The following is a 16698-nucleotide window of genomic DNA, read 5'->3' on the forward strand; positions in this document are numbered from 1 at the left end:
ATGATACCAATCTATATCTACTACAAGGGCAAACATAATGCTGATGTTCAGGAAGATCCGCAGGTACATTACTATTTTCAGGGTATTCTCAAAGTACAATCTATTCAGCCTTCTGTATAGTGAGGTCAACCAGTATTACGTTTCCAACAGGAGGAATCCCTGTGTACTGGATTCCAGGAACCGGGATAAAGCTGTAAAGCTCAGGAAGGCACTTGAGGAACTTGGACCCACATTCATAAAGCTGGGTCAGATACTTAGCAAGAGACCTGACATCGTCCCTGCTATCTATATCGAGGAACTCGGGAATCTTCAGGATAATGTCAATCCTCTTGATTTCAACACGATGAAAGTGGCCTTCGAGGGTTTTAGTTGTAGCATAGGTACCGTTGAGAATGACGAAAGTATTGACCACTCCGGTATAGATATTCTTGATATATTCGATGAATTCAATACAGAACCTATTGCTTGTGCCTCCATAGCCCAGGTATATGAAGCAAAGCTCGATGGGAAAAGGGTTGCTGTAAAGATCACAAGGCCAAATCTGGTTGAGACGATCAATCTTGACCTTGCGATCCTCAATGACATCAAACCTCTTATTGTAAGGGCCATTGGCCTTGGAAAGAATTTCGATATCGACGGTTTCCTTTATGAATTCCGTGAGCTTCTCAATCGTGAGCTTGACCTTAGCAATGAGGCAAGGAATATCAGGCGGTTTGACGAGAATTTTGCAGGATTTGATGAGGTTCATGTTCCACACATCTATGATGATCTTTCAAATGAGAACGTTCTTGTCATGGAGTATATGGAAGGTGTAACCATCAGAAAGCTTTCAGACGTGTCGCCTGAAAAGAAAAAGTGGTATGCCGATATCATCAGTAGAAGTTACCTTCAGCAGGTTTACATTGATGGTTTCTATCATGCAGATCCCCATAGCTCCAACATAATCCTGCAGGAAGATGGTATTGCCTATATCGACTTTGGTGCGGTGGGGACGATCGATGATGAACTTAGACGTAATATGCTCAATCTTTTCTATGGTATTTACAAGAAAAGGCTTGATGTGGTATTCGAATCATTTATGAAGATCACCGGGGTGAACAGTGAAGACATCAATGTACGCAGGTTCAAGCTTGATCTTGATGACATCATATCGAAGCAGAACTATTCATCCGGTGAACGCCAGAGTGATAATTATGCAACCCTTGGTCTGAAGTATGACCTGTCCCTGCCAACTGAGTTCTCAACACTTGAAAGGGCTCTGATACTCATCGAGGCCAATTGTCTTGAACTGGACCCGAAGTTCAACCTTCTGGAAAATGCTAAACCTGTCATCACGAAGGTCTTGATGAAGCGCTATTCCCCATTTGAGGCATTCGAGTACCTGCAACTGGAAGGTGACAGATATCTGGAGATCATCAAGGAACTGCCTCAGGGTGTTAACGACGTTATTGAGACTATCAGGGGCTATAAGATAGAAAGGTTCGAGAAGAAAGCCGATGAGATAAGGAAATACAGGACGATCGATTCAATTGCAAAGTATATCTTCCTTCTTGGAATCCTTGTGTCTTCCGCATACCTTGCTATCAATGGTGATGGTTATCTTCCATTTATGGGGGCTGTTGGGTTCATAAGTGCAATATTCCTTTTTGGATTGCTCTTCATAAGAGACTCATAGACTTAATTGAGGAGGTAACCCTAAATACTCCGGCACCAATATTTTATTTGGGTGTTGGAAATGTCTCATAAGACCAATGGTAAAGGGAACAATTTCGGCTGGTTCTTTGGTGGTAGTCATTACGATGTATTTGCCACCATCCTTGGTTTTGGGCATTCATATTATGGGCGTGTAGCATCAGCTCTTCCTCTGGAAAGTGGTATGTCCGTACTTGATCTGGGCTGCGGGACTGAATCAGTAGGTATTGCCATATCAGAACGTCTTGAAGGGCATGTTGATATTCATGGACTCGACCTTTCCAGTGTTCAACTGGGATATGCTACTGAAAAGGGTGAACGCAAGAGCGTACCTTTGAATCTCTATAAGGGAACTATGGATATGCTTCCTTTCCATGATGATTCATTCGATCTTGTAGTAACGTCGGTTGCTTTCTGTGAAACGAATTCCGATGTACGTAAGGGTGCTATAGAGGAGGTCTCACGTGTCCTGAAGGGTGACTCGTACTTTGCTATTGTCGATTGTGCAAAGCCTATCCTGGGTCTGGATACCGTTATGATGCTTCCTTTTTTCATGTTCAAGGAAACTGCCGATAGCTGGAATAACCATTATCCTGATATTTGCAGGGAGTATGGTCTGGTCCTTGAGAATGAGATATATATTAAATCCTATGTCAAATGCCAGCTTTACAGGAAATTATAGGAAAGCTGATTAAAAAAAAAGAATGTGTTGTCCGCACAAAGGCGGACATGAAGTTGCTTTTTTATCCGAAAAGTGCTCCGAGACCAGCCATGCCGCTCTCTTCTGCTTCTTCCTCTTCTTCTTCAGCTGCTTCTTCTGCTGGAGCTTCCTCAGCTGCTGCTACTGGTGCTGCTGCTGCTGGTGCTGCTGCGACTGCTGCGGTTGCCATTGCCTCTTCGATGTCTACGCCATCAAGAGCTGCGACAAGTGCCTTTGCACGTGAGTCGTCAACGTCTACGCCTGCTGCCTGAAGTACGGCTGCAACTGTTTCTTCTGTAATGTCTTTACCTGCTTTGTGGAGTAAAAGTGCTGCATATATGTATTCCATGTGAAATCACCTTTTATTTTATCAATGTAAATTCTGTAGTTTGTTAAATCTGATCATCCAAAGAGTGCTCCAAGACCGGCCATGCCGTCCTCTTCTGCTGGCTCTTCTTCCTGTTCCTCTTCCTTCTCTTCTTCTTCAGCAGTCTCTGCCGGGGCGGCTGCTGCTGCTGCACTTGCTGCAGCACCCAGTGCTTCCTTCAGTTCATCGTCAACTGCTTCCTCATTGTTAGCAGATGCAGCTGATGCGACTGAAAGCATCTCTGAATGTGCTTTTCCAAGAAGTGCGTCGATAATCTCTGGCTCCAGTACCACTGCGTTGATACCAAGGTTGCGTGACTCGGTTGCTGCCTTTGCAACGAGTGTCTTGATGTTCTCTGCAGTTGGGTATGCTGCGAACACGGATGTGTTGAATGCCTGCTGTGTTGCCAGTACGATATCGGAGAAGTACTTATCCTCGTCAATTGCCAGTACATCTGGTGTGAAGATCGATCCGTTCTCGAAAGCTGCTCTAAGGTCAAGACCTACTTCCATTGGGTAGATCTCAAGTCTTGTGAGCATTGCAGCAAGTTTCTGTGAAACTGCTTCGCCTTCATTTGCAACGGCCTTTGTCTCTTTGATCACGACCTTTCCACCGTCAATAGCTGCAGGGATTCCTGCTTGCTGCATGTCACCGAGTATCGGTCCAGGTGGGAATGATGTTTCTCCCTTTTCGACGATGATATCGCGAGGTGCGATAGTACCTGCTTTGATAGGGGATGGGCTCTTGCTCTTTTCCAGTGTCTTGAACAGCTTGAAAGGGTTCTGTTCTGTGAATATAAGGGCGGTCTGTACGTCAATGTACTTGTCCATTTCCTTTACATCATCACTGGACTGATCAAGGGCTCTTTTCATAAGAGTGTTCCTTGCGACTTTCAAAACAGCCTTGTCCTTAAGGTCCCTTCTCATCTTCTGAAGTTGCTTTGCAGGGATTCCACCAATACCTACGACACCAATGATCGGGTATTTGCTGATGAGATCCTTTATCTCTTCAACTTCATCCTTCTTCCACTGTGGGATGTGGCTTGTGTGGTGGTCTTCTTCCATTATAGCACCCTCACTGATTTTCCCATGGTGGTGGTAACATAAATTGATTTTATGTTATGCTTACCTTTTTCAAGGGAGCCTTCCACTCTGCTAAGGACTGTTTCTACGTTCTCTGCAAGTTTCTGGACATCCATGTCCCTGCGGCCAACGGATACGTGGAATGTGAGTTTATCCTTTGATCTTACCCTTATTGAGCCTTTTGCGCTCTTGATAAGATCGCCCACGTTCTTTCCTGGTGGCAACGGGGTTGGCATCTTTCCTCTAGGACCAAGGATAGCACCAAGTGCCTTACCGATCTGTGCCATGTACTGGACCTCTGCAATGAAGAAGTCGTATTCATTGGCAACTGACCTTGCACGTGACTTGTCCTCTGCCAACTCTGCAAGATCCTCTTCGGAGAAAACATTCTCTGCGCCAGCATCTTTAGCCTGGAGACCAACCTCACCTTTCGCAAATACTGCGATTCTGAGGTCTTTACCTAATCCGTTTGGAAGTAATATCTCTTCATCAACACGGTTCTTAGGCTGACTCATATCCAGATTCTTCAAGTTAATAGCAAGTTCAACACCCTCAGGGAATTTCCTGTCAGGTGATTCAGCTAATAACTTCTCAATAGCTTCTACTGTTGTTTCGTCTGCCATTCTTTACCTCCCGTAGTGTTGAACTCAAGGTTCAGGCAGGACCGTTACGGTCTACTACGGATGCGTTTAGAGTTTCAGGTCAGGTGACCTTCCCTCTGTCTATTATATGGTGCGAACACCAATAATTGGTATTTATTTTAAAGTTATTGGTTTAAAGCATGGGGTTACCATGCTTCCTGTGCCAGTACGTCGTCGTACTGTCCCTCGTCGATAGCTTTCTGGCATTCCTTTGCGGTCATACCTTCAGCAGTTACGCCCATTGGGACACAGGATCCAAGTACTTCTTTCACAGCAGCCTTAAGGTCGTATGAGAGAATATCGTCTTTCTTCATACGTGCGATCTTTGCTGCCTGTGGAATTGTTATATTTCCTACAGTCACTGTGTTAGGCTCGCCGGATCCCTTCTGGATTCCTGCTTCCTGTAATATGAGTGCAGATGTTGGTGGAGTTCCTACTTCTATCTCGAAACTCTTGTCGTCTGCTACTATTACCTTGACCGGGACTTGCATCCCATTGTAATCGTTTGTCTTCTCGTTGATCTTGTCGATCACGTCTTTTATGTTAATTCCAAGAGGACCAAGGGCAGGACCGAGTGGTGGACCTGGGTTTGCTTTTCCTCCTGGGACCAATGCTTCAACAACATTTGCCATTTGAATATCACCATTGAATTGTATAAATATAACATTGAGATTTCAGGATCTCAGGCATTTTGTTCCTCGTCTTTCCTGAGGACTCTTACAGTATCACCGCGAATAGTTATAGGTATCGGTACAACTGCATCGAACAGTTCTACAGTTATTTCCTCGTGACCTTCGTCCACTCTCTTCACACGGGCTTTCTCGCCCTTGAATGGACCTGATGTGATCTCGATGATCGCACCTTCTGATATTCCGGTCACGGTTGGCTTTGGTGTAAGGAAATGTGATATCTCCTCAATTGAGGACTGTCCCTTTACAAGAGCTCTTGCATGTGGAACTGTCTGTATTGCCTGTTCTACATCTCCGGGAGATACAGCCTCAATGAGCACGTATCCTTTCAGCTCATCAGGTGCGAGGATCGCTCTGATATCCAGATGTTCTTTCCTTGCGGACTGTGTAATCATGTTCGCAACTGAACGTTCCTGGTTAGCTGTCGTTTTCACGACGAATATTGCAGAATCAGCAGTCATGATTACACCCATTTAGGCATCTCTACCAATAACACATATATCAGGAATCCTACGAAACCTATTGCAAGGATTCCCAGACCTGCAACCTTTGCTATGGTCAGGAATTCCTCTCTGGATGGTTTCTTTGTTAATTTGAGGACCCTAAGGTATGTCTTAAGGGATTGATTTATGCTAGCGCTATTGATTTTACTTAGATCGAATGACTCTTCTGCCAAAGTATTTCACAACCGGTTATGATCGTTTATATTGCATGCGTTTATTTTGAAGCTAAGTTATGATGCCAGAATTTACTATCCTGTAATCTGTAGAGCCATCAAAACTACGTCTTTAATAAAATACCTTTCGATTGGATCTCGAAAATGTGCGATCCAATCAACAGGCTCTATGTTAAAAAAGGGATATGTTCTATTTAACGAAATCGATTCCGTATTTCCTTGTTACGTTCTTGGCTCCGCCATGGCCGTATATCTGTGGTGACCTGACGCCTGTTACTACTATCATGGTACGCACGGTCTGCTCAAGGTCATCATTGACCTGTGCTCCCCAGATGAGCCTTGCTTCAGGGTCTATCCTGTTGTATACTTCCTGAACGACACTCTCTGCTTCGGAGATCGTCATGTCCGGCCCGCCTATTACATTGACAAGTGCGGATGTTGCTCCTGATATGTCTACATCCAGAAGTGGGCTGCGAAGTGCTTTCTGTACGGATTCCACAGCTTTCATCTCGCCATCTGATTCTCCAAGTCCTATCATTGCAACGCCACCGTTCTGCATGACGGTCCTGACATCAGCGAAGTCAAGGTTGACAAGTCCTGGCTTTGTGATAAGTTCTGTGATACCTTTGACAGCTCTCATAAGCACCTCATCGGATACTTTGAATGCTGCCTGTAGTGGGAGCCTTGGGACAACTTCGAGGAGCTTGTCATTCGGAACTACTATTACAGTATCAGCCACATCTCTCAGTCTTTCAAGACCTGCTTCTGCATTTGTCCTTCTGACCTGTCCTTCCACACTGAATGGCAATGTGACCACAGCGATAGTGAGCGCTCCTGCATCCCTTGCAGCTTCTGCGACAACTGGTGCAGATCCGGTACCGGTTCCTCCTCCGAGTCCGCATGTGATGAATACCATATCACTGCCATTCACAACATCGGCGATCTCATCTACGCTTTCAAGTGCAGCATCCTCTCCTATCTGTGGAAGACTGCCTGCTCCAAGACCTCTGGTCTTCTTCTTTCCAATGAGTATCTTCTGGTCTGCCTTGATGTTCAGGAGGTGCTGAGCATCTGTGTTGATGGCAACGAACTCTGCGCCCTTGATGCCCTCATCGACCATTCTCTGCGTGCTGTTGGACCCGCCGCCGCCACAGCCTATGACCTTGATATTGGTGTGTAACTGGCGCAGCATTTCCTCCAATTCTGCGTTTATGTCTTTGTGCTCCGGGTTTTGTGTGGTCTGGCCGCGAAGGTTAGCCTCCTGTTCAGACCTTGCAAGTGCCTCTTCTACTATGGATCTCATTCTTTTTATCCCTCAAATGAAAATCGTATATTGGATTAAAGGTATGATGATATATATCTAATTGGACAGTAAGATTTCCCTGACCTTTCTTTTATGGACCATTTCCGGTTCGATCCTCTTTCCATCCACAACAACAGGATTGCCTTTTGCCAGTTCACCCAACATCGGTCCAGGTGGAATTCCTAATTCCTTTGCTGCAATTGGATCGAATCTTTTACTTATTATGTAAAGTATATTCTCATCAGGAATATATTTAATTTCATAATGCTCTTTTAGTATTTTAATGCATTCATTTGTGATGGTCTGCATAGCAGTTTTCGTATCTTCACCGATTCCCAGTATGTGATTTGATATCGTTCCGTTCTTGTTGTCTACATAGATGGGTGAGTACTGTTCAAATATCTCTGTGGTTCTTTTCCTGTCAGCACTTGCAGACTCTTTGATAAGTTCCTCGTTCAGCTCACCTGTGGTGATATCAGGATACTGGTCCGGTGTGGAGTGTCTTATCTTTTCCAGGGAGGACCTGAATATCCCGTTTATCCTGAGCCTGCCTTCCGGGACCAGCCTGTCACATTCTTCTTTCAGGCGGATGAAAAGTTCCCACGGTATGTCTCCCATCTCTCTGATCTCATTCTCTCGAAGTGATATGTATCCAAGCTCTTCTATGATCTCGGATAATCTCTGTCTCTCTTTTGAGCTCATGGATTTCCTGTCAAAATAGACAAGATCTGCTTTTGACCTGTTGAATGCCTGAATGACCATGTCTCTGTCAACGTGGGATAACTGGTAGTCTGGAAAATTATGTCCGAACGTGATATTTGAGTTCAGTATCAGCTCGGTTTGTCTTGCAGCGTAATGTCCTCCCCCAAAGCCTATAGCAACAGGTACGTCAACGGGTTGTGCTTCCAATATCGCCCTTGCAACGATCTCTCCTGCAAGTGGGTCTCCCCACTGTTCTTCTCCACTTCCTATCTCTGCGTAGACCATTGGGGTTATGAGGTCGGTTGGTCCATGGTGTGTGGATTCCATGTTTGTCTCATAATGGGTGTCCTTTGCCATTTTCTCCATCTTTCTCAGGATCGAGCACAGCATCTTTGGTGCGGCTACGGAGAGTTCCTTCGGTCTTCCGCCAAAATCTGCAGTATCTGGATTGCCTGTGAAATGTGCAGTAAGCACTGATCTGCCATCCTTGCTCTTGTGTCTGGAGGCTACTATTATAAGGTCAGTGTCATATCCTGCTTCCTTCATTCTCTCGTCGATCCTGTCCTCATAGATGTGATGTCCTTCAATCTCTATTATCCTGTGGGTTGGATTCTCATGGACCGATAACAGTCCATCCCATCCGTTGGTGAGCTTGTCAGACAACTGCCATTTTCCAATTCTGAGCAGATGTTCCTTTATGTTCTGGCTGGCAATGTCTGCAGCCGAGCAAAGTATGTTGATCTTCTTTTCCTTCATGTTCTCTTTATCTCTCATCTTTCGGAAACTTATCCTTTTTGTTTGGATCAGGTACTTTTTCTTGTCTTCCATGATCTTAGACTGATATGGTCTCCTTTCAGTAACTTTAATGCCTATTATGTTATCTTCAGTTAGTTATGGGCCCTGCGTTCCTGCAGGCCTGTCGAAGGGATGTGATATCTTGGACAGCACAACAATTGATGGTGTTTTTATAAAGTGGCTTGGTAATGCAGGTTTTATGATGAAGGCCGATGGCATGGTAGTCTACATCGATCCAACTGGCATACAGGGTAATATCCCTGATGAGGATATGGCAGATCTGCTTCTGATCACTCATGAGAAATTCGGACACTGCGACCCTGATTCTATCCGTAAGGTTCGCAAGTCAGATTGTACCACACTTATCCCTGAAAATATGAGTCTTCAGTTCAGGGGAGATGCACGAAGGGTCATGGGTGGCGATTCCCTTTCAGGAGAACTTAGCATCAAGGGTGTAGATATCGAAGTAATGGACACCTATGACTCTTGTGAGGCTGCTACTACTACTCCGGGTGAAGGTGTGGGGTATGTCCTGACATTCGGAGGTCTGAACATCTATCATGCAGGTCACACGTGCACTGTTCCCGACCTGGGCCCGATATCTGTGGATATTGTTCTATTGCCTGTCATCAATGATGCAATGGACGTAGAAGCTGCAGTTGATGCAGTTTCTTTGATAGGTCCCGATGTGGTGATTCCTATGGGCTATGAACAGAATGAAAGCTCAGTTGAGGATATCAATACCTTTGTTACCATGGTAACGGAAAAGTCACCCTCTACAAGGGTAGTGCTACTTTGATGTTCTGATGGGTGCAATTTTGGGTTCAATATAGGTGCAAAAATGGCAAAGAACAGGAAGAAGAATAAGACAATAGCCAGGAGTATCGCTCAGGAGCGAATAGAATATCTCTTTGGCCTTGCAAAGGAAGAGCTTTCCAGCAACCCCGAAAGGAGTGCCAGATATGTATCACTGGCAAGGAAGATCGGTATGAGGCACCGTGTGCGGATCCCTGCTGAACTTAAAAGGAGTTTTTGCAGGAACTGTGGTTCTCTGCTTGTCCCGGGATACAATTCAAGGACACGTTCTAAAAATGGCTGTGTTGTGGTCACCTGTCTGAACTGTGGTTCTATCAAAAGATATCCTTTCAGTTCATCAGAAGTGGAGTGATCATGCAGTGGCCCATGCCATTATTCTTGTTATGATGTAGGCAACAGTGAATATAATTAGTCCCATTGCGACATAAAGGAATATATTCCTGAAAACCACGTCCTTTTCAGAGCCTGCCTTTATCCCAAAACCGCCACAGCATCCACCACTGCCACAGGATGTGCATGCACTTTCATTTTTTTGAGTCTCTTTGTTCAGCAGTGGGATCGTTATTTTTTCAGACATCATAGCTATATCTCTTCTTATCGTTAATAGTTCCTTTGCCGGAAACGCATTGCTAATGGTGTGGTAAGTATTCTTTAAAAAAAGTACGACGAGAGGGGGATTCGAACCCCCGAGGCGCATAGCACCACAGGATTAGCAATCCTGCGCCATACCGGGCTTGGCTATCTCGTCATGATCAGTGTTCGTTCCTAAACGCAATTCAGGTATTTAACGTTTTCCGGAATTAAGTGACAGGCACGCCCAGAGTTGTTATTTTTCACATTTCCAGGTGGTCTGCGATCTCGTCTCCACCCCGCAACCCTCCAAGCGACGATTGTCCATGGTAGGCCTGCTCCCTTCCGGGCCTGGGCTGGTTCCCACAGTTAAGGTATAAGAACAAGTTCTCCAACAAGCACTTATGCCAACGTCATCCAAGCAGGACGGGGCTTCTCAGTTGAAATTACAGGTTTGAAAATGATCCAAACATCTTCCCCAGGCTTCGTCCCCCGCATATCGGCGATCTCGGGTTACAGGTAACGCCGGCCTACCCGGACTAGCCTGTCACCCTTACATACGCATTACTGGTTATAAAAGTATCCTTTGAACATTATATGGTTGAATGGCTGCGCTGCTCCTATTATGTCTAAAGGTGCAATAGGTGCAAAAGTAACTATATAGAATGTAGTACAATAGTCCAATGGAGGCAGAATATGGATGAATTGATAGGATTTGTGACCGGTAATAAGAATCGCCAGAAATTACTTGCTCTTCTGGGTTCAAAACACCAGCTAGATGCAGTTAAGCTGGCAAAGAACATGCATATAGCCCGTCCTTCGGTGGACAAGGTCCTGGGTGAACTAATTGAAAAAGAGTTAGTGATCCAGGAAAGCGATGTCTACAAACTGACAGAACAGGGTGAGGCTTTAGAACGAAAGGTTCAGAGCATCTGATAATACTTCTTTTCCAGACTTTTCCTTTTTATATCTCATATCAAAGTGTCAGTTCTGAGTTTGATTCCATTCTCAGTGATCGCATATTCTTTTACTGAGCGTTTATGTTTTGTTCCTCTTGACTTGGTGACACACATGTATCTTCTGTCCCTCGCCCTGGAATTGTGTAATATGAGAACCGAATCCATAATGGCTGCTGCGTCTATCTTTTCATTCCCTGGACATTCCGAGGCAGCGGTATCGGTTGTGAACAATGATGTTATATTCTTGCTTTTCAGATAACTTGTCATTGAATGCAGATACCCTCTAAGTTCCAGGTGATCCGGCATTGATAGTTCCAGGTGATTGGTACCGTCGAAGAACACTCTTTCAATACCATGTTCTTCTATTGTCGTTTTAATGCTGGCTGCATGTTCTGCAGGATATATCTCGCTTGGGTTATTACACATAAAGTGAAGTAATCCTTCATCTATGTATTTTTGCAGGTCCCATCCCATTCTGCCAGCATCAAGTATCATCTGATGCGGTGTATCCTCAAAACTAATAACTGTTCCTGGTTCTCCATTCTCCAGGCCTTTGAGTATGAATTGCAGCCCGAATAGTTTCTTCCCGGTTCCCGGCACTCCTGCCACCAGGAGGCTATTATATTTGTATAGTCCTCCCTCGAACATATTATCAAGACCCGGAATTCCTGTTTCTGTTCTTGTATCCTTAAGTTCAGTGATCTCCTCGGGTTTCAGGTGAGGATAAACTGTAAATCCGGTTGAGCTGATGTCATAAAGGTACTTGTGAGATGTGATCGCCGATCTTTTTCCCGGATCGATCCCTCTCATTTTTATGAACTCTAAACGATGGTCTGCCCTTGAGTCCCTGTCCTCTCGTGTAAGGTATATTATTCCATCTGATAGGTGGCTGATCACAGAATTATGTATTTCTGGTTTTAGCATCTCTCCAACAAGGAATGTAAGCATATTCCTTTCCTGGAGCATGGAATCGAGTGTGTAGAAGAATCTTCTCTTTTCCTGCTCGATGAATCCATAACCAAGTGGTGTAACAGGGTCAATGACAAGTCTGTCAGGCTTGACAGATTCTATTATGTTCCCTATCTCGATTAATGTTGTCAACGGATCCTTTTCTGCAAGTTGCCTGTTTATTGCATGAACCTCAAAAGAGTTATCGAAAAAATCAAGGGTTGAATTATACATCATTAGCTTTTCAGGGTTCTCTGTCGTGATCGGGATGTAGAGTGCCTTTTCCCCATTCTTTGATGCATTGGATAACATCTGAAGTGACATTATCGTTTTCCCCACACCTGCAGTTCCTGCTATCAGGATAGTTGAGGGACTAATCACTCCGTCAAGTATGGTATCAAGCCCTTCAATGCCACATGATATCTTTTTAAGTTCGTTCATTCTATCTTCTTTTATAACTTGATTCTGGTAGCTAGAACACTTGTTTATACGATAATTTAATATACATTTTTATATAATTAATGGTTGGTGAATCTGATGAACTATAGATGTCCTATATGTGATGGTAAAATGAATCGCTGGCGATATCCTGCTATAAAGAGACAGGATCAATATGGCCGTGCACTTGTAGTTTACAAATGTGTTGAATGCGGCCATGAGGAAATGTATCCTGACCTTTGATATTTCCAATTAGAACATGGAATATACTTCTTCGTGTGGATGGATGACAAACCCGCCGGGCGTGATGTCGTATGGGTGGATCTTCTTACTGTGGTCCGATCCTCTCATCTTGTATATTTCCATACTTCTCATCCTTACGTTCTCGTGTCTCTTGTAGTATAGTACTATAGTACCATCAGTTACGAAGTTCTCAACGCCGAATCTGGATGGTTTCGTTTCGTCGATGAGTTCACATGTCATCATCGATGTCAGGCCGATGACCTCAAGAGTGGTGCTGAGTTTCAGGAGTTCGATCCTTATCTTCGCAGGGTCCTGAAGATAGAAGCTGACAGATGTTGTTGAATCGATGAGTGCACGTTTCGCGTTGATCTCTTCCTGGGTTGCGATTATCTGGTCCATCATTGACCTTATGTCAAATGGACGTACATCCACATACTTTTCCTGCGAGGGGATGCCTATCTTGGTGGAACATGCATCTATTATAACCAGCTTGTTCTCATCCTCAAGTGCCTGAAGGTCCCAGCCGAATTTGAGCACGTTCTCTCTTATCTGCTCCGGCCTTTCTTCAGTGGCGACGATTATTCCGTTCTCACCGTATTTGGTTATTCCGTTATAGATGAACTGTATTGAAAAATTGGTTTTGCCTGCACCGGATGTACCTGAAATGAGGTATGTCCTGTCACGGATAAGTCCTCCGCCGCATAGCTCATCGAATCCTGGTATGCCCGTTTTTACACGATTTGCTTCATCGTCCATTGATATCTCTTCAGAAACTGCACCATCAAACATCTTATTATTTCACTCCTGTGGCATGTATTATTATAGTAACCCTGATATGCGAATCGAAAAATTTAGTTATCTTTTTAGACTTTTATTTCATGTCCATTTTATGTTATCATATATATAAATATATTGAAGTATTCCTGCCACGATGGCAGTTATTTTGTAGTTCTTAGCATATATCTGTCACTATAACGGCATCGACAATCTATAAACATTACTTCTGTTTTCGCCTGTTTTTTCTTTTTAACGGGGGACCAAGTTCGACATTTACCGTCAATTGCATCGATGTTTGCCATTGCAATGCGATAATTACTCTGAATTAGACCACAAAAGATTTAAAAGGGCAACTGATTAATACAACACTTGTAATCCAATATGACGGGATTAGGAGGGTGATGAAGTCTCCTTCGGCAATGGACGAATCTTTGATCATTGAATGGTCAATACATGTCTGCTTGTCAGAAGATGATGAAGTGTTAATTCACTTTATTCCTTGATTCTCACTCTTAATTACTTAGAATAAATTCGGAGGAAAATTTAATGAAAAGATTTACAACTATCGCATTAGTTGCTCTTCTTGCTCTTGCAGCATTAGTAGTGCCTGCAACTGCAGCAGAGTCAATTGAAGTGCGCAGTCAAGTCTATAATGGTTCTGAATTTTCAGAAATCATTGCTGGCGGCGATGTAGTGATTAACGCTACTAACTTTGCAGGATTCTGGTATGACCTTGATGATGGTCTTTCCAGCGAAACTCTCACTATCGTGAACAACAGTGCTCTTGTAGATGGCACAACCATTCAAGAAGATGGACTTGTTTACAATGCTTCAATCCAGCAGACTGATTATGAGGCTGCTTTTGGTGACGATACACAGTATCCTATAATGGGTCTCTTTGCAGAAGAGTATGTCCCGCTTGCAGATGATTCCCCTGACCAGCTTGTAAAGCTGCTCCTTGACAATGATGACAAGTACACACTCAGGACCGGTTCCTCACTCGAACTCGCTGGTGGCTATGAACTTACCGCAAAGCAGATTGATGTAGAGGGTGACAAGGTCTGGATGGAACTTTCCAAGGACGGCGAATTCATAGAAGATGAAGTAGTAGATGTTTCCAACACTTCAGTTGATGGTGAAACCTGGAGCTATGACGTCGATGTAGCAGATGAAGATGATGTAGTTGTCTTCAAAGTATTCATCACCGATGTATTCCAGGGTCAGGTAGACAGTCTTGCTGTAATCGAAGGTCTCTGGCTTGTAGACTATGAGAATGTCCTTGAGATCGAATCTGCTGACGAGTTCGGTGAACTTGAGGTTGACAACATTGGTTCTACCTTTATCACAATGAACAACACTGGTTCACTTTCACTCACAAATGATAAAACCGTGGAAATTGCAGAAGGTATGAGCTTCAAGACTGCTGACGATGATGATGGCTACCTCAGGTTCTTCCTTATGAAGGAATACACTGAGCCAGGTACCTATGAGATAAGAGGAACAGTTGAGGGCGATGGCCCTGCATCATGGGATTATTCATCCTTTGCAGGTTTCTTCTATGACCTTGATGATAATCAGGGTACAGAATCTCTGGAAATCTTTACTTCCGACCTTGCTGATGGTCAGCGTACAATCGCAGAAGATGAACTTGTTTACAACACATCCATTGTGCAGGTAGATTATGAGGGTGCTTTTGATGACGATACACAGTATCCTGTAATGGGTCTCTTCGCAGAGAAGTATGTCCCTGTTGCAGATGATGCACCTGACCAGCTTGTAAAGCTGCTCCTCGACAATGATGACAAGTACACACTCAGAACTGGCTCCGCACTCGAACTTGCAAATGGCTATGAGCTTACTGCAAAGCAGATTGATGTTGAGGGTGACAAGGTCTGGATGGAACTTTCCAAGGATGGCGAATTCATAGAAGATGAAGTAGTAGATGTTTCCAACACTTCAGTTGATGGTGAAACCTGGAGCTATGACGTCGATGTAGCAGATGAAGATGATGTAGTTGTCTTCAAAGTATTCATCACCGATGTATTCCAGGGTCAGGTAGACAGTCTTGCTGTAGTCGAAGGTATCTGGCTTGTAGACTATGAGAATGTCCTTGAGATCGAATCAGCTGACGAGTTCGGCGAACTTGAGGTCGACAACATTGGTTCTACCTTTATCACAATGAACAATACCGGTTCAATGACACTCGGTCCTGATGACACTGTAGACATTGCAGAAGGTATGAAGTTCAAGGTAGCTAATGACGACGATAACCTCAGGTACTATCCATTCGTCGAGGTAACAATCGGTGATGGTGTAGTAGTTGACGATTCCGAAGCAGGTCCATCAGATGAAGTAATGCCTGAAGAGGAAGAAGAAGCTCCTGTTGAAGAAGAAGTAGGCGAAGAAGTCCCTGAAGAAGAGACCGAAATGCCTGAAGAAGAACCAGAAGAAGAAGTAGAAGAAGAAACTGCTGAAGAAGAATCCCCAGGATTTGAAGCAGTCTTCGCTGTAGCTGGTCTTCTCGCAGTAGCATACCTCGTCAGAAGAAACTAAAATCTAAAATAAAGAAGGGTTAATCCCTTCTTACTATCTTTTTTTAATATTGATTATTTTCAAAGAGGTGTAACCATGATTAAAAAAGTACTTTTTGTTCTAATAATAAGCATTCTAATCTTATCCATCTCCGGTTGCACGGATGAAGTCGTTGAAGATACTCCTGCAAATACGGAAGTTACAGGTGTTACTACTAATACTGTAATCGATACTATTCCTGCTGATTATGGAGGTCAGGAACTTGTTCCAATGGAATCTCTTCCTGAGAGCTATGAACTTCTGGGAGTCCGCGAACTTTCCGTGGAATATGTAGAGGATAAATATGTCTCGGTTTCCGGGATAATTGGCGCTTCAGAAGGGCTCTATATGTATATGGATTCGATTGATGTATACGTTGATGTCATAGAAATGAGCGATTCAACTTCTGCAGAGGAATTCATCACTGAATACAAGGCAGGCTTCAGGTCACTGTCTGTAGGTGAAGGTCGCTTTACTGATGTATCTTTTAATAAGCATTCTGCTGTGAGGATTCTTGAGTATGTTACAGTTGACACCAACGATGTAAAAAGATATAATTACATATGGAACAATGGTAAGTTCGTCTTTGTCGTAGGTGGCGCAACAGATGACTACACAGTCTTGGGTGAACTGGCTGAGGCAACCGGGTACTGACCCGGTATGGATTTTTTTATAATTACTCTAAATTATATAAGAATCGTGCCTCTTTCAATCGATACTCTTTAATAT

At 43.9% G+C, this 16698-nt stretch carries 19 protein-coding genes, 1 tRNA gene and 1 other RNA gene; 8 read left to right on the plus strand and 13 right to left on the minus strand.

Annotation, left to right across the window (positions count from 1 at the left end; genetic code table 11):
* Nucleotides 1-43 precede the first annotated feature (43 nt).
* Nucleotides 44-1675, plus strand: a complete 1632-nt coding sequence (locus V7O63_RS03955) for a lipopolysaccharide core heptose(II) kinase RfaY (RefSeq protein ID WP_340820224.1) — start codon at nucleotides 44-46, stop codon at nucleotides 1673-1675.
* A 60-nt stretch (nucleotides 1676-1735) separates the two neighbouring features.
* Nucleotides 1736-2374, plus strand: a complete 639-nt coding sequence (locus tag V7O63_RS03960) for a class I SAM-dependent methyltransferase (RefSeq protein WP_340820225.1) — start codon at nucleotides 1736-1738, stop codon at nucleotides 2372-2374.
* A 61-nt stretch (nucleotides 2375-2435) separates the two neighbouring features.
* Here V7O63_RS03960 and rpl12p read toward each other — a convergent pair whose 3' ends face one another.
* The 8 genes from rpl12p to V7O63_RS04000 form a co-directional block, all read right to left on the minus strand.
* Nucleotides 2436-2741, minus strand: a complete 306-nt coding sequence (gene rpl12p / locus V7O63_RS03965) for a 50S ribosomal protein P1 (protein ID WP_340820226.1) — start codon at nucleotides 2739-2741, stop codon at nucleotides 2436-2438.
* 53 nt (nucleotides 2742-2794) lie between these two features.
* Nucleotides 2795-3826, minus strand: a complete 1032-nt coding sequence (locus V7O63_RS03970) for a 50S ribosomal protein L10 (RefSeq protein ID WP_340820785.1) — start codon at nucleotides 3824-3826, stop codon at nucleotides 2795-2797.
* The gene (locus tag V7O63_RS03975) at nucleotides 3823-4464 is read right to left on the minus strand and encodes a 50S ribosomal protein L1 (protein WP_340820227.1); all 642 of its coding nucleotides are present in this window, start codon (nucleotides 4462-4464) and stop codon (nucleotides 3823-3825) included. Before V7O63_RS03975 ends, V7O63_RS03970 begins: the two co-directional genes overlap by 4 nt.
* 164 nt (nucleotides 4465-4628) lie before the next feature.
* The gene (locus tag V7O63_RS03980; protein ID WP_340820228.1) at nucleotides 4629-5114 is read right to left on the minus strand and encodes a 50S ribosomal protein L11; all 486 of its coding nucleotides are present in this window, start codon (nucleotides 5112-5114) and stop codon (nucleotides 4629-4631) included.
* Nucleotides 5115-5164: 50 nt separating this feature from the next.
* A complete protein-coding gene (locus V7O63_RS03985; protein WP_340820786.1) occupies nucleotides 5165-5632 on the minus strand; it encodes a transcription elongation factor Spt5 in 468 nt (155 codons plus the stop codon).
* A gap of 2 nt (nucleotides 5633-5634) precedes the next feature.
* Nucleotides 5635-5847, minus strand: coding sequence for a protein translocase SEC61 complex subunit gamma (locus V7O63_RS03990; protein ID WP_340820229.1), 213 nt, complete (start codon nucleotides 5845-5847; stop codon nucleotides 5635-5637).
* Nucleotides 5848-6037: 190 nt separating this feature from the next.
* Nucleotides 6038-7150 (minus strand): cell division protein FtsZ, encoded by a 1113-nt coding sequence (gene ftsZ / locus V7O63_RS03995; RefSeq protein ID WP_340820230.1) that lies wholly within the window; start codon nucleotides 7148-7150, stop codon nucleotides 6038-6040.
* 57 nt (nucleotides 7151-7207) lie between these two features.
* Complete coding sequence (locus V7O63_RS04000; RefSeq protein ID WP_340820231.1) at nucleotides 7208-8680, minus strand: D-aminoacyl-tRNA deacylase; 1473 nt, start codon at nucleotides 8678-8680, stop codon at nucleotides 7208-7210.
* A 109-nt stretch (nucleotides 8681-8789) separates the two neighbouring features.
* Between V7O63_RS04000 and V7O63_RS04005 the strand changes: the two genes are divergently transcribed.
* Both V7O63_RS04005 and V7O63_RS04010 read left to right on the plus strand, forming a co-directional pair.
* Nucleotides 8790-9446 (plus strand): MBL fold metallo-hydrolase, encoded by a 657-nt coding sequence (locus tag V7O63_RS04005; RefSeq protein ID WP_340820232.1) that lies wholly within the window; start codon nucleotides 8790-8792, stop codon nucleotides 9444-9446.
* Nucleotides 9447-9488: 42 nt separating this feature from the next.
* The gene (locus V7O63_RS04010) at nucleotides 9489-9815 is read left to right on the plus strand and encodes a ribonuclease P protein component 4 (protein ID WP_340820233.1); all 327 of its coding nucleotides are present in this window, start codon (nucleotides 9489-9491) and stop codon (nucleotides 9813-9815) included.
* Here the strand turns inward: V7O63_RS04010 and V7O63_RS04015 are convergent, their stop codons facing one another.
* The 3 genes from V7O63_RS04015 to ffs all read right to left on the minus strand — a co-directional run bounded on the left by V7O63_RS04015 (nucleotide 9816) and on the right by ffs (nucleotide 10583).
* Nucleotides 9816-10043 carry a hypothetical protein gene (locus V7O63_RS04015; RefSeq protein WP_340820234.1) on the minus strand — a complete coding sequence of 76 codons (228 nt, stop codon included), beginning with the start codon at nucleotides 10041-10043 and terminating at the stop codon, nucleotides 9816-9818.
* A gap of 83 nt (nucleotides 10044-10126) precedes the next feature.
* A tRNA-Ser gene (locus tag V7O63_RS04020) sits at nucleotides 10127-10211 on the minus strand.
* 57 nt (nucleotides 10212-10268) lie between these two features.
* Nucleotides 10269-10583, minus strand: an RNA gene (ffs, locus tag V7O63_RS04025) — signal recognition particle sRNA.
* A gap of 146 nt (nucleotides 10584-10729) precedes the next feature.
* On the opposite strand from ffs, the gene V7O63_RS04030 reads away from it, so the two are divergent.
* Nucleotides 10730-10969 (plus strand): transcriptional regulator, encoded by a 240-nt coding sequence (locus V7O63_RS04030; protein ID WP_340820235.1) that lies wholly within the window; start codon nucleotides 10730-10732, stop codon nucleotides 10967-10969.
* 35 nt (nucleotides 10970-11004) lie between these two features.
* Here V7O63_RS04030 and V7O63_RS04035 read toward each other — a convergent pair whose 3' ends face one another.
* The gene (locus V7O63_RS04035) at nucleotides 11005-12381 is read right to left on the minus strand and encodes an ATPase domain-containing protein (protein WP_340820236.1); all 1377 of its coding nucleotides are present in this window, start codon (nucleotides 12379-12381) and stop codon (nucleotides 11005-11007) included.
* Nucleotides 12382-12477: 96 nt separating this feature from the next.
* Here V7O63_RS04035 and V7O63_RS04040 point away from each other — a divergent pair, with 96 nt between their 5' ends.
* Nucleotides 12478-12621 (plus strand): hypothetical protein, encoded by a 144-nt coding sequence (locus V7O63_RS04040; RefSeq protein ID WP_340820237.1) that lies wholly within the window; start codon nucleotides 12478-12480, stop codon nucleotides 12619-12621.
* A gap of 9 nt (nucleotides 12622-12630) precedes the next feature.
* Here V7O63_RS04040 and V7O63_RS04045 read toward each other — a convergent pair whose 3' ends face one another.
* Entirely contained in the window at nucleotides 12631-13410 is a 780-nt protein-coding gene (locus tag V7O63_RS04045; RefSeq protein ID WP_340820238.1) for an ATPase domain-containing protein, read from the minus strand.
* 534 nt (nucleotides 13411-13944) lie between these two features.
* On the opposite strand from V7O63_RS04045, the gene V7O63_RS04050 reads away from it, so the two are divergent.
* Entirely contained in the window at nucleotides 13945-15951 is a 2007-nt protein-coding gene (locus tag V7O63_RS04050) for an S-layer protein domain-containing protein (protein ID WP_340820239.1), read from the plus strand.
* Between the two features lie 75 nt (nucleotides 15952-16026).
* The gene (locus V7O63_RS04055) at nucleotides 16027-16623 is read left to right on the plus strand and encodes a hypothetical protein (RefSeq protein ID WP_340820240.1); all 597 of its coding nucleotides are present in this window, start codon (nucleotides 16027-16029) and stop codon (nucleotides 16621-16623) included.
* Nucleotides 16624-16698: the final 75 nt, after the last annotated feature.

It is taken from the genome of Methanolobus sp. WCC4 (assembly GCF_038022665.1).
Classification (GTDB): Archaea; Halobacteriota; Methanosarcinia; order Methanosarcinales; family Methanosarcinaceae; genus Methanolobus.

Bases quoted from the DNA above. Each gene is read 5' to 3' on its own strand.
- V7O63_RS04045 (WP_340820238.1), bottom strand. From the start codon at position 13,410: ATGTTTGATGGTGCAGTTTCTGAAGAGATATCAATGGACGATGAAGCA.
- V7O63_RS03955 (WP_340820224.1), top strand. From the start codon at position 44: ATGTTCAGGAAGATCCGCAGGTACATTACTATTTTCAGGGTATTCTCA.
- V7O63_RS03960 (WP_340820225.1), top strand. From the start codon at position 1,736: ATGTCTCATAAGACCAATGGTAAAGGGAACAATTTCGGCTGGTTCTTT.
- V7O63_RS03985 (WP_340820786.1), bottom strand. From the start codon at position 5,632: ATGACTGCTGATTCTGCAATATTCGTCGTGAAAACGACAGCTAACCAG.
- V7O63_RS03980 (WP_340820228.1), bottom strand. From the start codon at position 5,114: ATGGCAAATGTTGTTGAAGCATTGGTCCCAGGAGGAAAAGCAAACCCA.
- V7O63_RS04000 (WP_340820231.1), bottom strand. From the start codon at position 8,680: ATGGAAGACAAGAAAAAGTACCTGATCCAAACAAAAAGGATAAGTTTC.
- rpl12p (WP_340820226.1), bottom strand. From the start codon at position 2,741: ATGGAATACATATATGCAGCACTTTTACTCCACAAAGCAGGTAAAGAC.
- V7O63_RS04040 (WP_340820237.1), top strand. From the start codon at position 12,478: ATGAACTATAGATGTCCTATATGTGATGGTAAAATGAATCGCTGGCGA.
- V7O63_RS04050 (WP_340820239.1), top strand. From the start codon at position 13,945: ATGAAAAGATTTACAACTATCGCATTAGTTGCTCTTCTTGCTCTTGCA.
- V7O63_RS04010 (WP_340820233.1), top strand. From the start codon at position 9,489: ATGGCAAAGAACAGGAAGAAGAATAAGACAATAGCCAGGAGTATCGCT.
- V7O63_RS04030 (WP_340820235.1), top strand. From the start codon at position 10,730: ATGGATGAATTGATAGGATTTGTGACCGGTAATAAGAATCGCCAGAAA.
- V7O63_RS04015 (WP_340820234.1), bottom strand. From the start codon at position 10,043: ATGATGTCTGAAAAAATAACGATCCCACTGCTGAACAAAGAGACTCAA.
- V7O63_RS04035 (WP_340820236.1), bottom strand. From the start codon at position 12,381: ATGAACGAACTTAAAAAGATATCATGTGGCATTGAAGGGCTTGATACC.
- V7O63_RS04055 (WP_340820240.1), top strand. From the start codon at position 16,027: ATGATTAAAAAAGTACTTTTTGTTCTAATAATAAGCATTCTAATCTTA.
- V7O63_RS03975 (WP_340820227.1), bottom strand. From the start codon at position 4,464: ATGGCAGACGAAACAACAGTAGAAGCTATTGAGAAGTTATTAGCTGAA.
- ftsZ (WP_340820230.1), bottom strand. From the start codon at position 7,150: ATGAGATCCATAGTAGAAGAGGCACTTGCAAGGTCTGAACAGGAGGCT.